Annotated in this window: 13 protein-coding genes and 1 tRNA gene; 8 read left to right on the top strand and 6 right to left on the bottom strand. The window is 53.5% G+C overall.

The window, feature by feature from the left end; all coding sequences use genetic code 11:
- Positions 1 to 447: 447 nt before the first annotated feature.
- Positions 448 to 533: transfer RNA gene (locus tag AC3B6F_RS12945), tRNA-Tyr, on the bottom strand.
- Between the two features lie 70 nt (positions 534 to 603).
- Between AC3B6F_RS12945 and rlmB the strand changes: the two genes are divergently transcribed.
- Both rlmB and AC3B6F_RS12955 read left to right on the top strand, forming a co-directional pair.
- Positions 604 to 1410 (top strand): 23S rRNA (guanosine(2251)-2'-O)-methyltransferase RlmB, encoded by an 807-nt coding sequence (gene rlmB, locus AC3B6F_RS12950; protein WP_489824662.1) that lies wholly within the window; start codon positions 604 to 606, stop codon positions 1408 to 1410.
- Between the two features lie 588 nt (positions 1411 to 1998).
- Positions 1999 to 3747, top strand: coding sequence for a Hint domain-containing protein (locus tag AC3B6F_RS12955; RefSeq protein ID WP_489824663.1), 1749 nt, complete (start codon positions 1999 to 2001; stop codon positions 3745 to 3747).
- 58 nt (positions 3748 to 3805) lie between these two features.
- Here the strand turns inward: AC3B6F_RS12955 and AC3B6F_RS12960 are convergent, their stop codons facing one another.
- Positions 3806 to 4879: an alkene reductase gene (locus AC3B6F_RS12960; protein WP_489824664.1), complete on the bottom strand. Its 1074-nt coding sequence runs from the start codon at positions 4877 to 4879 to the stop codon at positions 3806 to 3808.
- Positions 4880 to 4974: 95 nt separating this feature from the next.
- Here AC3B6F_RS12960 and AC3B6F_RS12965 point away from each other — a divergent pair, with 95 nt between their 5' ends.
- Positions 4975 to 5307, top strand: a complete 333-nt coding sequence (locus tag AC3B6F_RS12965) for an ArsR/SmtB family transcription factor (protein WP_489824665.1) — start codon at positions 4975 to 4977, stop codon at positions 5305 to 5307.
- On the opposite strand, the gene AC3B6F_RS12970 is transcribed toward AC3B6F_RS12965, so the two are convergent.
- Complete coding sequence (locus AC3B6F_RS12970) at positions 5280 to 5756, bottom strand: TspO/MBR family protein (protein WP_023943641.1); 477 nt, start codon at positions 5754 to 5756, stop codon at positions 5280 to 5282. The genes AC3B6F_RS12965 and AC3B6F_RS12970 overlap by 28 nt on opposite strands.
- A gap of 55 nt (positions 5757 to 5811) precedes the next feature.
- Complete coding sequence (locus tag AC3B6F_RS12975) at positions 5812 to 6180, bottom strand: hypothetical protein (protein WP_489824666.1); 369 nt, start codon at positions 6178 to 6180, stop codon at positions 5812 to 5814.
- On the opposite strand from AC3B6F_RS12975, the gene AC3B6F_RS12980 reads away from it, so the two are divergent.
- The 3 genes from AC3B6F_RS12980 to AC3B6F_RS12990 all read left to right on the top strand — a co-directional run bounded on the left by AC3B6F_RS12980 (position 6179) and on the right by AC3B6F_RS12990 (position 9924).
- Complete coding sequence (locus AC3B6F_RS12980; protein ID WP_061932093.1) at positions 6179 to 7165, top strand: RluA family pseudouridine synthase; 987 nt, start codon at positions 6179 to 6181, stop codon at positions 7163 to 7165. The genes AC3B6F_RS12975 and AC3B6F_RS12980 overlap by 2 nt on opposite strands.
- A gap of 223 nt (positions 7166 to 7388) precedes the next feature.
- Positions 7389 to 8282 (top strand): RNA polymerase sigma factor RpoH, encoded by an 894-nt coding sequence (rpoH, locus tag AC3B6F_RS12985; RefSeq protein WP_010504308.1) that lies wholly within the window; start codon positions 7389 to 7391, stop codon positions 8280 to 8282.
- A gap of 463 nt (positions 8283 to 8745) precedes the next feature.
- Positions 8746 to 9924, top strand: coding sequence for a hypothetical protein (locus AC3B6F_RS12990; RefSeq protein ID WP_489824668.1), 1179 nt, complete (start codon positions 8746 to 8748; stop codon positions 9922 to 9924).
- 13 nt (positions 9925 to 9937) lie between these two features.
- Here AC3B6F_RS12990 and AC3B6F_RS12995 read toward each other — a convergent pair whose 3' ends face one another.
- Entirely contained in the window at positions 9938 to 10390 is a 453-nt protein-coding gene (locus tag AC3B6F_RS12995; RefSeq protein ID WP_023943651.1) for a hypothetical protein, read from the bottom strand.
- A gap of 241 nt (positions 10391 to 10631) precedes the next feature.
- Here AC3B6F_RS12995 and AC3B6F_RS13000 point away from each other — a divergent pair, with 241 nt between their 5' ends.
- Positions 10632 to 10937 carry a hypothetical protein gene (locus AC3B6F_RS13000; RefSeq protein WP_489824669.1) on the top strand — a complete coding sequence of 102 codons (306 nt, stop codon included), beginning with the start codon at positions 10632 to 10634 and terminating at the stop codon, positions 10935 to 10937.
- Positions 10909 to 11010, top strand: a complete 102-nt coding sequence (locus AC3B6F_RS13005) for a helix-turn-helix transcriptional regulator (protein WP_489824701.1) — start codon at positions 10909 to 10911, stop codon at positions 11008 to 11010. Before AC3B6F_RS13000 ends, AC3B6F_RS13005 begins: the two co-directional genes overlap by 29 nt.
- A 47-nt stretch (positions 11011 to 11057) precedes the next feature.
- Here the strand turns inward: AC3B6F_RS13005 and AC3B6F_RS13010 are convergent, their stop codons facing one another.
- Positions 11058 to 12272 (bottom strand): phosphoglycerate kinase, encoded by a 1215-nt coding sequence (locus AC3B6F_RS13010; RefSeq protein ID WP_426066857.1) that lies wholly within the window; start codon positions 12270 to 12272, stop codon positions 11058 to 11060.
- Positions 12273 to 12275: the final 3 nt, after the last annotated feature.

The raw sequence follows: 12275 nt of genomic DNA on the forward strand, positions 1-12275 counted from the left end.
GAAAATGTCATCGCGAGTTAAAACGAAATATTATTATCTCACGTATGAATAGAGATAATATAGAAATTCTTTGTATTAAATTTGAATAGAAACAAATTTTCTCACATTAATTTTAAGGCTGGAATGCGTTGACGAAAGACCTGCCCCTTGCGGCGGGGCACTTGAAGGAATTCAGAAAGACAGAGTGACCTTGATCGCAATAGGTTGCGATGCGGCATATGTGCTTGATGTAGCTGCGCTTTCTGTAGCGGCACCACTCTGTTTTTATGGATTGCTGTGGTCTTCGTACGTAAATGCGCTGGCACGCGACACCTGAACGAATAGGTATCACCACGACGATAGACAAAGCTGCCAATGCCCATCGGTGCTACAGCCCTGTGCTACAATGAGCACAAACTGACCCGTTAGGGAAAAACAGTCAAAACAATCAGTTAGATGGGAGAGACCTGGTGGAGAGAGTTGGATTCGAACCAACGTAGGCGTACGCCAGCGGATTTACAGTCCGCCCCCTTTAGCCACTCGGGCACCTCTCCGGGTCGGGGGTTGGAATATGGCGGATAGACGGCTATGTCAATTGCCTATCGTCGATTATATGATTTTTTCATGTCCAGACGACCCTCCCCCCGCTCCGCCGCCCCGTCCCGCCATGCGGACAAAGGCCCACAGCGTTCCGGTAATGCCGAACGTGCCTCACGCTCAGGAAAGCCGGCTTCAGGCTACTGGATTTACGGTCACCATGCCGTCGAAGCCGCTTTGAACAATCCGGACCGCGTCATTCTTGAGTTTCTTGCCACGCGCGAAGCTGCCGCTGCATTCAGCCAGTCTTCCCGCGCACAACCACAAACCGTGGAACGTGAACGACTGGATCGACTCTGCGAACGGGATGCGGTTCATCAGGGCGTCTGCCTGCGCGTAGAGCCCCTCGATCCCCCAACCATCCATGATGCCCTTGAGCGACCAGGCCCGATCCTTGTGCTGGATCAGGTTACAGATCCCCGCAATATTGGCGCAATCCTGCGCTCTGCCGCTGCGTTCGGCGCATGCGCCCTCCTGGTCCAGGATCGCAACACGCCGCAGGAGAGCGGCGCCATGGCCAAGGCCGCCTCAGGCGCGCTAGATCTTGTTCCCATCATTCGCGAAGTCAATCTGTCACGCGCGCTCGCCACACTTCAATCTCAGGACGTCTGGGTTGTGGGCCTGGACGCTGGCGGCACCCGCCTGGATGGCACAAGCTTTGGAAAGCGGCGGGTTGCCCTGGTTCTCGGAGCGGAAGGCGCAGGACTACGCCGACTGACACGCGAAACATGCGATGAGATTTCGAGTGTTTACATGCCTGGGAATATGGAAAGCCTCAACGTCTCCAACGCGGCAGCTGTTGCTCTGTATGAGTTGGCTCGCCCTGCGGAATAAGCCATGATTTCCGCCTTATGACACGCCCCGATTATCATTCAGACACCGCCTGCTGGATGTCTGAACAAAAGCGGCGTCCTGTCCTTTGTGCAGAATAAGCAGTTTTACGGCGCCATCGAGAGAGATGGCGCCGTTTTTCATATTCAGACCACGGCACGGCAAAACACATATCACTGCGAATGCTTACTCGAATACTGACTTGAGCAACCTCTCACGACCAGCGCCAGATCCTGTCGAACAGACAAAGCTATGCATTCATTCAAATGTAAAAAAACCCAAATAATCCAAAGTAATCCCAAAATACCCCGAGAATATCAAATCTCTTATTTCTCAAATTATTAACGAATAATTCCTCATTATAACAAGATCGTGAAGATCACAAAAACAACCCAAGAAATCTTAAGACATAATAAATTTCATATTTTTCAACACCTTAATATAATAACTTTGTTAATTTCTAATTAATTTTGATGTTAATTTTTTCCTTGCACTCGAATCGTTACAGGCCATAAGGTGAAAAATATCTTTAATGGTAAAGAACGTTAAATGCGATTCTTATCCGTTAATTAAAATATATGGGGGTCCAAGATGGCAGCTTCATTGGTCAGCGTGAATGCAGGTGTCGCTACAGTCTATAGTTCTGGCGACCTATCTTCTTTAGCTGGAGTTTCTGCACTTAGTTCTATTGTTGTCACAAAGAACAGTAGTACTCCTTCAGGGGATGACGTTGTTGTAGATCTAACAAGCGGACTTGCTGGCGTAAGCGCCCTCTCATCCATCACAGTCCAGAATGGGGCAACCGCCAAAGTGGGCGGCGGCTTGCTAGATGCTGGCGTCGGAACGTCTTTTACTGTCAACGGCGGCATTCTTGATGTTCAAGGAAGCCTGATTGGCGCCAACGTCCTGAACAGTATTAAAGTAGGGCCTGCAGGCGGAGAGGTTAAGATTGAACCGACCGGACTGAGTGTCGGCGTTCTCAAGCTTCCCATTACATTCGTTGATGCAAACGGGAACACCACAACGACCATCCCAAAGAATTTTGTGATGGATTTTCCAAACTCTTCTTCAATTCCAGCCTCTTACGACATTGCAACAAATACAACTACAATTGGCGACGGCGTAAGTTTGCTTGGAATTCTTGAAGCTGGTCGGACAATTACTCTTTCCGGAGACCCTTTCAATCTCCAAACAACAGGGACAGCGAATTACGGGCTCATTCCTCAGTGGCTCGGCGGAACGCCTGTTTCCTACTCAAAATCCTTCACCCAGTCCGACGGAAGTGGCGGCGTCATCACCTGCTATCTCGCTGGGAACATGATCCAGACTCCCGATGGCGAAAAAGCCATTGAAAACCTTCAGTCAGGTGATCTTGTCAAAACATACCTGAACGGTCAGGAAGTGATCGCGCCTCTTGTCTGGACAGGTAAAGCTCGCATTACAGTGGACACAAATCTGCCTGATGACACCGCAGGTTACCCTGTACGGATCATCAAGAACGCAATTGCAGATGGCGTTCCTTCACGTGACCTGCTCGTAACCGCCGAGCATTGCCTTTTCCTGAACGGAGCCTTTACGCCCGTACGAATGCTGGTCAACGGACAGTCCATTTTCTACGATCACAGCATCACCGAGTACGATTATTTCCACATCGAGACCGAAGCACACGCCATTATCAAGGCAAACGGTGTATTGACGGAAACGTACCTCGACACAGGAAACCGGTACGCCTTTCGTCAGGGCGGAACAGTAATCCACCTTGGAAGTCAGGCGCTGAACTGGGACACGGATGCTGCGGCCCCCCTTTCCACTTCACAAGACAGCGTTCAGACACTTTTCCAGAAAATCTGTGACAGACTGCCTCTTCTTGGCCTTTCCCAGGCCGAACAACGAGCAAACCTCGTTACAGACCCTGACTTTCATCTGGTATCCAATACGGGCGTTGTCATACACAAGACACGTGAGGTCGGTGGCCGGAGCATGTTCATGATCCCGGCTTCGGTCAGGTCTGTGCGCTTGGTTTCCAGAGCAAGTTCTCCGCATGAGACAATCGGCCCATTCATGGACGACCGCCGCACACTCGGCATCTGCGTCGGAGACATCACATTCTATGACTCTGGTCGCTCCGTCTGCCTGACAGCCGTGAATGACGCACATGCACAGAATGGCTGGTACGCACGCGAAGCGGGTGGCCGTCGCTGGACGAACGGGAACGCCCTGCTCGTTCTCAACGACAGACAGCCGAACAGCCTGGGTATGCTGGCCATCGAAGTGGTCGCTGGAGGCCCATATCTGGTCGAGAGCGAACAGACAGCAGATCTGATCACTCTGTCAGCCTGATTACCGCAATCACGAGCGGTCATGCCGGAGGTCTCCCATCCTCCGGCATTCTTTTTAGTCAGTCTGCAAACGGATAGTCCGTATAACCATGCTCTCCACGGCTGTACCAAGTTGCCATATCATCCGGCTGCAAGGGTAATCCCTTGGCGAAACGGATCGGAAGATCAGGATTCGAAATAAACTTGCGACCGAAGGCGATTGCATCAGCACGACCCTGCTGAACGTCCTCTTGTGCGGCTTCGAAAGTATAATCCTGATTCAAAACCAGCGGTCGGCGAAATACCTTCCGAATTTCCGGGGACAATTTGGGCTGGTCCGTACTTCCGAAGGTTCCTTCCGGACCAACTTCGCGAAGCTCAAGCCACGCCACCCCCAAACGCTCAAGCTCTGCAGCAGCCGGGACGAAAACAGTTTCAGGCGCTGAGTCCAGACATCCCTGTGTATCTCCATTGGGAGAAAGGCGAACACCGGTTTTTTCCGCACCAATCGTCGCGACAATACGACTCACAACCTGCGACAAAAAACGAATACGGTTTTCAGGCGAGCCGCCATACTCGTCAGTGCGATGGTTCGTCCCATCCCTCAGAAATTCATCAATCAAATAGCCATTGGCCGCATGAAGCTGAATACCGTCAAAGCCCGCTCTGATTGCATTCCGCGCTGCCGTTTCATAATCCGACACTATCCGCGAAATGTCCTCCAGTTGCAGAGCTCTGGCTGTCTCGTATGGCACCTTTCCATCATATGTATGGGCATAACGTGGGGCCGTCGTGGCAGAAGGTGCAACCGGCTGTAACCCCGTCACTGACGAATGGACCATCCGGCCCATATGCCAAAGCTGACAGACAATACGGCCGCCCTTGTCATGAACAGCTTTTGTAATCGGCTTCCAAGCCTCAACCTGTTCATCAGACCAGATCCCCGGTGCATAGGGCCACCCCAGTCCTTCCCGGGAAATGCCAGTTGCTTCGGAAATGATGAGACCTGCGCCTGCCCGCTGTTCGTAATATTTTGCCATGATCGGCGTTGGCACAGCATCACGACCCGCACGAGCCCGCGTAAGGGGAGACATGAAAATGCGATTTTTGGCTGAAAAGTCACCAAGTTCAATGGGATCAAAAAGATCGGGCATGAAAGGGTACTCCTTGATCGAAACTTCTATAGTTCGATAACGATCGAACTATAGAAGTGTTGCGTCAATTCTACAAGGAAGGGATAAGACGCCGTATGCCCTGCCATGACTCGCCTGATCTGGAAAAACTTGACCTGATAACGGTCCTGCGCGCCCTGGCAGATCCTGTGCGCCTGGACATTGTCCAACGACTGTACGTGCTGCGCGAAGCGAATTGCGCCGCCCTGATCGGATCACGCCCTAAATCCAGCATGTCCCATCATTTTCAGGTCCTAAGGGAGAGCGGCATTCTGCACACCCGGATCGAAGGTGTGCAGCACCATAATTCCCTGCGCCTTCAAGAACTGGAGATCCGCTTCCCGGGCCTCATGGATTCCATTCTGAAGAACACCGAAGCAGCTCAGTTGCGGCGCCAGACTTCTTCCTGAACAAAGACGGCAAATGTCAGCCAGACAAAGAATGGGATCTGAAGCTTTGCAGCACAACGATCCACCTTTCTAGCAGTGCAGATTGATGCCCCAGACGTCACAACCAAACCAATACAGATCGCAAGACCAGCATCAAGCCGACGTTTACGGAAGACGGCAAACGGAAACCCTGCAACACCCGCAACACAGATCGCCCAAAGACATAGAGCCAGCGTCCGCTTGCAAGACGTTTCCGCTCTGAGCAAGCGATACCCCGACCACGCCAGAAGACCGTCAAGTAATGTCCAGACGACAGCGTAAACAGGAGCTGGCGGCGAAAACGCTGGCTTGTTCAGATGATGATACCAGCGTCGTGTTGAGCCGTCTTCGACAGGGCTGATTTCCCGTCCGAAATACTGCGCGCCGAAAACAGTTGCCGTTGCCAAAGCGGCGTCAAGGATGCGTCCCATAATCTCTGTCCCGATATAATCTCGAACATGGGAAACGCATCAGCGCCTGGAATGTTCAGGGGACTCCTGCAACAGACCCAAAATCAAGCTCCGCCGCCACATTCCCGGCTTCCGGATTCCACAGCAGAACGCGCTCAGCTCCAGGCCTGCCAAGGGTCACAGCCATCATGCCATCCCCGCGCGCCGTCACGCTGAGAATATGCTCCCCCTCCCCTAGCGGCAGAGACAAACGAGACAGCCCCTTTGGGGCCTGCGTTTCAAGAGCCGGGCCATGGTGCGGATGCATGGCACGGTAGCCAATCACGCCAATCATGACGGCAACCCCCACGACAATCATGACACCCATAATGATGACGGCCGCAAACAACGCTTTTGAAGCCCCTGACTCGCTGCCCGTCCGATCCTCGGCTAAACCCTGATTCATGTCAGATCCTGAAACCCCGTTCCGCCTTGTTGTTGATGCCAGTCTGGCCGGTCAGCGCGTTGACCGCGCCCTTGCTGACGCCATCGGCACGATTTCCCGCTCCCGGGTCAAGACCCTTATCGAAGAGGGGCATCTGACCCGCAACGGACAGATCGTTCGCGAACCTTCCGATACGCTGCGTGAAGGAATGGATCTGATCCTATCCTTCCCCACCCCACTCCCCGCCCGCCCGATGGCCGAGGATCTACCCCTCACGATTCTTTATGAAGACCGGGATCTGATCGTTCTGGACAAACAGGCCGGCCTCGTCACGCATCCGGCTCCGGGCAATGAAACCGGCACTCTGGTCAATGCCCTTCTGGGCCATTGCGGCGAAGGGTTCGAAGGCATTGGGGGCGAAAAACGGCCGGGAATCGTACATCGTCTGGATAAAGATACGTCCGGACTGATGGTCGTCGCAAAGAACGCCATGGCGCATAATGCTTTGTCTGAAGCCTTCGCAGCGAGAGATATAGACCGCGCCTATATGGCTCTGGCCTGGGGCCTCCTGCCCGCGTCTGGCGAGTTCGACGGAGCAATCGGACGGGACAAAAAAGACCGCAAGCGTATGGCGGTCGTACAGTCCGGCGGAAAGCCCGCACTGACGCGCTTCAAACTGCTGGAGCCCATTCATGCGAGCGTTTCCCTGATTGAGTGTAAGCTGGCCACCGGACGGACGCACCAGATTCGTGTGCATCTGTCTCAGGCCGGACACCCGCTTCTGGGAGACCCGGTTTATCTGCGCCGTATCCCCGCCGCGGCCCGTGGGTTGCCACAAGACGCAAAGGATGCTGCTCTGGATTTTCCAAGGCAGGCCCTCCACGCAGCTCGACTCGGCTTTATCCATCCCCGGACGAAACAGCCCCTTTCTTTCGAAACTGCGCCTCCTCAGGATTTCCAGGACTTGAAAAATCGCCTGACAGGCTCAACCTTTAAAAATTCTTGACCTTTTCGGCTATACCTGTCATAAGCTGACTTATCCGACGAGCTGACGCGCCGCCGGAACGGATCGTACCACCGTACGTCGCCCAATTCGGGGGCAAACGGCTGGGGACGTGATAGTCCTTCCCAATGCGTCACCTGGGTGTGAGGAACCTTCCTGCCGCCGGTTCGTATGAGTCATCACCTCATCGAGCCAGGCACACCCCGGGCGAAAGGAGTCGAAGACCATGGCATCTCCAGCTGTCATTTCTGTAGGTCCTGAAAACAACCTCACCCGGTATCTTCAGGAGATTCGCAAATTCCCCCTTCTGACCCCACAGGAAGAGCTTGATCTCTCCCGTGCCTGGCGGAAGAACGAAGACACCAACGCCGCACATCGACTGGTCACATCTCACCTGCGTCTCGTCGCCAAGATTGCCATGGGCTATCGCGGCTACGGATTACCGGTGAATGAACTGATCAGCGAAGGCAATATCGGCATGATGCAGGCCGTCCGTCGCTTCGATCCGGAGCGCGGCTTCCGTCTTGCCACTTACGCCATGTGGTGGATCCGCGCCGCCATGCAGGAATACATTCTGCATAGCTGGTCATTGGTAAAAATGGGCACAACTGCCTCGCAGAAGAAGCTGTTCTTCAACCTGCGTCGCCTGAAGGGGCAGATGCAGGCCATTGATGACGGCGATCTCAAGCCAGAGCAGGTCAATTCCATCGCAACAACTCTCGGCGTACCTGAGCAGGATGTTGTGTCCATGAACCAGCGCCTGTCCGCGCCTGATCATAGCCTGAACGCTCCTCTGCGCATTGACGGCGAAGGAGAATGGCAGGACTGGCTGGTAGACGACACGGAAAACCAGGAACAGACTTACGCGGCTTCTGAGGAATTCAGTGGGCGGAAGGCTCTGCTGGACCAGGCGATGATGACCCTGAACGAGCGTGAACGTCACATTCTGGCAGAACGTCGTTTGAAGGAAGAGCCATCAACGCTCGAAGATCTGTCACACCACTACAATGTTTCCCGTGAACGTATCCGGCAAATTGAAGCCCGGGCCATGGAAAAGCTTCAAAAAGCCATGGCATCTGAGGTCGAGCACCGCCGTCGCGAAAACGGTCTTCAGAACTGATCCTACATTTCTTCCGCAAACGGGCTGCCAGATATTCTTCTGGCAGCCCGTTTTTGTTTGGAGTTCAGAATACATTTTTGAAAATTTCATGAAACACTCTCACATCTGATCAACCAAGCCTCAACAGAGAGTTACAAAGAAATATACAAGGACACAGAGATATCGATAAATCTGAAATGACATCACAACCTGAATGTTCTGGCCCATGCTTTCCCGTTATAAGATACTTTTATTAAATATTATTCTATTCGCCTTTATTATTGCGAGCCGGCTCCAGACCTTCGGTAACCCTCTTATCCACGTAGATGAGGAATTTTATCTTTTTGGCGGTGGCCGCCTGCTCCATGGAGACCTCCCCTACATTCAGATCTGGGATAGAAAACCGTTTGGCATCTTTCTTCTCTATGCTTTCTTCCATCTGTTTGGCCCGTACAGAATTATAGCCTATCAGGCGGGCGCCGTAATGGCCGTCTGGGGAACGGCCTGGCTGCTGTTTCGAATGGGACAGACCATAGCTCCAACGGTTGGAGCCTTTGTCTCGGCTCTTCTCTATGTAGCGCTGCTGAACCTCTCTTTGGGAGAAGGTGGCCAAACACCCATTTTCTACAATCTGCTTGTTGCAGGGGCTGTCGCGCTTATCCTGCGTCGCCTTATGCGTCCTGGCCAACTGCTACAAACGCGAGATATTCTTTCTGCAATGCTGCTCTTCGGTCTGGCCATGCAGATCAAATACACCGTAGTGTTCGAAGGCATTTTCGTCGGGCTCTATTGTGTATTCCACCGCTTTCTTGCTTCTCGTTCCCTCTCCGGGATTCTGAAAGATGTCAGCCTTCTGGCGGGGGCAGGTATTCTGCCAACTGCTATAATTTTTACGTTTTATGCAGCGCTTGGACATCGATCAGAGTGGATTTTCGCCAACCTAGAGTCAATTTTCCTTCGTGGACACGTCCCGATCAAAGAAATCCATCATCTTCAAAAACGGATGCTTGTCGATATTCTCCCGCTGATCCCTGGTCTTGTAGTGACAGGGGTTCTGGCGCACAAAAAAGCTTCAGAGCCTCAGTATCTTTACCTGACTCTCTGGGCATGCACTGCCGGCTTGGGCATTGTGATCTTCGGAGGGTGGTATGTTCATTATATCCTGCCTCTTTACGCCCCCCTCGCTCTGACCTGCGCCCCGCTCTGGTACAAAAAAGCAGGTCGGATATGGGTCGTGGCACTTCTCTGCGTTGTTTCACTGATCGGCCAGTACAGTCTGCGGAAGCACAGGCTGGATCATGGGGACCGGCAGACATTTCAGGCTATGCTCAACGTGATGAAGCAGGCTCCTGGATGCGTCTTTGTCTATCAGGGGCCACCAGAACTTTACGATACGCCCTATTGGTGCCCTCTGACCACTCATCCGTTCCCCGGACATTTTCATGAAGCTGTTGAAGTTCACGCAACAGGAATAGATGTCATGCTGGAGTTACATCGGGTCCTGTCAAAGCGCCCTGAATATATTGTCACTCAGGACGAATTTCCCGTGAACGAAAACAGGGCCATCCGAAAGGAACTCTTCAGGGAAATTTACGCCAGCTACGAACTTGTCTATAAATTTCAGGGGCCGAACAGCTCAATCTACCTCTACCGGCACACCTGACTTCAGCCGACGCTTATTGTGAGAGTGGAACGGCTAGTGCAAGCCCTCCAGCAACTGTACCTGCGCCTTTCCGATGCTGGTCTGCATGATTGTCTACCGCGGTATCATCAATGCGACCAACCTTCTCCGAAAAAAAATCAGGCTTGAGATACGCATCCGGCTGAGCCGCATCCCGGGGGCCTTCAATATTTTCGTCTGGCAATGGAGCGGCGCCAAAACTTGAAGACATCTGCTCCGCTACCATGCTGGCTCGATGCTTTTGCAGCCCTCTCATGAGGGCCGCGCCCTGTCTGGGATCGGCGGATACCGTCTGAGACAGCGATGCGTCAAAAGGATGAGCAAAAGCCGAAAGCGGCTTCTTATTGGATAAACCCGATGAGGCAGCCTCAGCAGCAAGTGCATTGCAAGAGGTCGTCGCCAGAACAACTACGGGCAAAGACCTCAACAAGGCAGATATAAGGCGCATCGGGTAGATTCCAGCAGAACAAAAAGCTGAAATCAGTGTGCTGAGTCGCAGCCTCAAATTACAATTAGAAAAATTAGAAAGTTTCGTGACGTCACAAAACGTGATCGATGTGTACGAGAGGTTGGAACTCTTAATGTAAAGTCTATTTGACATTCTTACATAAAAAGTAAAGTATCCTTTACACAAGAAGGGATAAATAATCCTATATGGTCGACGCTATCTCATTGAACTTGGCAGTGCTGTGATCCTGTATGTTGTGTTGCTGTTCGGAGCAAATTATCTGGAACGCGCATTTCACCCCGGGTTCCCCGCAAGAACGGTCCTGGCGCTTACACCCATGCTGGGAGCTCTGACCGCGGCATGGGCCATCATGCGCACAATCTGGCGAATGGATGAATTGCAACGACGCATTCAGCTGGATGCGATCGCAATGTCTTTTCTGGGAACTGCCCTGCTGACTTTTGCTTGGGACTTCGCTGAAAACGCTGGCCGAAGCGCTGGCGGTTTCGAGGCAAACGATCAACGCCATCGAAAAAGGGCGCTATGATCCGAGCCTCCCTTTAGCTTTCGCGATTTCGCAGCTTTTCAGCCGCAGAATTGAGGAAGTTTTCTTTCCGTAAGGCCAAGGCACAAAAGCGGGAAGGTTGCCCTCCCCGCTTTCTGATAATCAGTCCAGACCGAGTTGCTGGCCTGTCGTACGAAGCACTTCGATACCCGGAAGAATTTTGCCTTCCAGCCACTCCAGAAACGCACCGCCAGCCGTTGAGACATAGCTCATCTGGCCAGCCACACCGGCATGACGCAGAGCAGAGACCGTGTCACCACCACCTGCGACAGTCCGCAGCTTGCCGTCCTGTGTCAGACGGGCCGCTTCCTGTGCAACCTCAACAGTTGCGCGATCAAACGGCGCGATTTCGAACGCCCCCAGAGGACCATTCCAAACCAGCGTCTTCAAAGTCGCCAGACGCTCGTTGATCAGTTCCACCGTGCGCGGACCGGCATCGAGGATCATGGCATCAGCCGGAACTTCCCCAATCAGGCACACTTCGCTCTCGGCGCCAGCCTTGAACTCACGCGCCACAACGGCATCAACCGGCAGAACGATTTCACAGCCCTTTTCCTGCGCGAGATGCGCGATCTTGCGGGCTGTTTCGTGCATGTCCGCTTCCTGCAGGGACTTGCCCACAGCAATGCCTTCAGCCGCCAGGAACGTGTTGGCCATCGCACCGGTGATGAACAGCGTGTCCACCTTCTCGATGACGTTGCCAATCAGATCCAGCTTCGTGGAAATCTTGGAGCCACCAATGATGGCGCCAACCGGACGTTCCGGGTTTTCCAGCGCGGCCGACAGAGCCGAGAGTTCGGCCTGCATCAGACGCCCGGCGAAGGACGGCAGATCATGCGCCACACCCTCCGTGGAGGCGTGGGCGCGATGAGCCGCCGAGAACGCATCATTGACGAAAATATCGCCATTTTCTGCAAGCGCCTTGGCGAAAGCCGGATCATTGGCTTCCTCACCCGCGTGAAAGCGCGTGTTTTCCAGAACCAGCACGTCGCCATCCTTGAGGGCAGCAACAGCCGCCTCAACGGTTGGACCAACACATTCCGGAACGAAAGCCACTGGTTTGCCCAGCACTTCGCCAAGCTTCTCGGCGATTGGGTGCAGAGACATGCTCGGAACGACCTTGCCCTTCGGGCGGTCGAAATGGCTCAGGACCACAACGCGCGCGCCCTTGTCGGCGAGTTCGCTGATAGTCGGGGCAACGCGCTCGATGCGCGTGGCGTCAGTGATGACGCCGTCATGCATCGGCACGTTCAGATCAGCCCGGACGAGCACGCGCTTACCGCGTGCCTCCAGGTTATCGAGCGTGCGGAACACCATGGT

The sequence above is a fragment of the Gluconobacter sp. ESL1110 genome, assembly GCF_058107395.1.

Coding starts and splice junctions, on each gene's coding strand:
- rlmB (WP_489824662.1), top strand. CDS start 604: ATGTCCAGACGACCCTCCCCCCGCTCCGCCGCCCCGTCCCGCCATGCG.
- AC3B6F_RS12955 (WP_489824663.1), top strand. CDS start 1,999: ATGGCAGCTTCATTGGTCAGCGTGAATGCAGGTGTCGCTACAGTCTAT.
- AC3B6F_RS12960 (WP_489824664.1), bottom strand. CDS start 4,879: ATGCCCGATCTTTTTGATCCCATTGAACTTGGTGACTTTTCAGCCAAA.
- AC3B6F_RS12965 (WP_489824665.1), top strand. CDS start 4,975: ATGCCCTGCCATGACTCGCCTGATCTGGAAAAACTTGACCTGATAACG.
- AC3B6F_RS12970 (WP_023943641.1), bottom strand. CDS start 5,756: ATGGGACGCATCCTTGACGCCGCTTTGGCAACGGCAACTGTTTTCGGC.
- AC3B6F_RS12980 (WP_061932093.1), top strand. CDS start 6,179: ATGTCAGATCCTGAAACCCCGTTCCGCCTTGTTGTTGATGCCAGTCTG.
- AC3B6F_RS12975 (WP_489824666.1), bottom strand. CDS start 6,180: ATGAATCAGGGTTTAGCCGAGGATCGGACGGGCAGCGAGTCAGGGGCT.
- rpoH (WP_010504308.1), top strand. CDS start 7,389: ATGGCATCTCCAGCTGTCATTTCTGTAGGTCCTGAAAACAACCTCACC.
- AC3B6F_RS12990 (WP_489824668.1), top strand. CDS start 8,746: ATGGCCGTCTGGGGAACGGCCTGGCTGCTGTTTCGAATGGGACAGACC.
- AC3B6F_RS12995 (WP_023943651.1), bottom strand. CDS start 10,390: ATGCGCCTTATATCTGCCTTGTTGAGGTCTTTGCCCGTAGTTGTTCTG.
- AC3B6F_RS13010 (WP_426066857.1), bottom strand. CDS start 12,272: ATGGTGTTCCGCACGCTCGATAACCTGGAGGCACGCGGTAAGCGCGTG.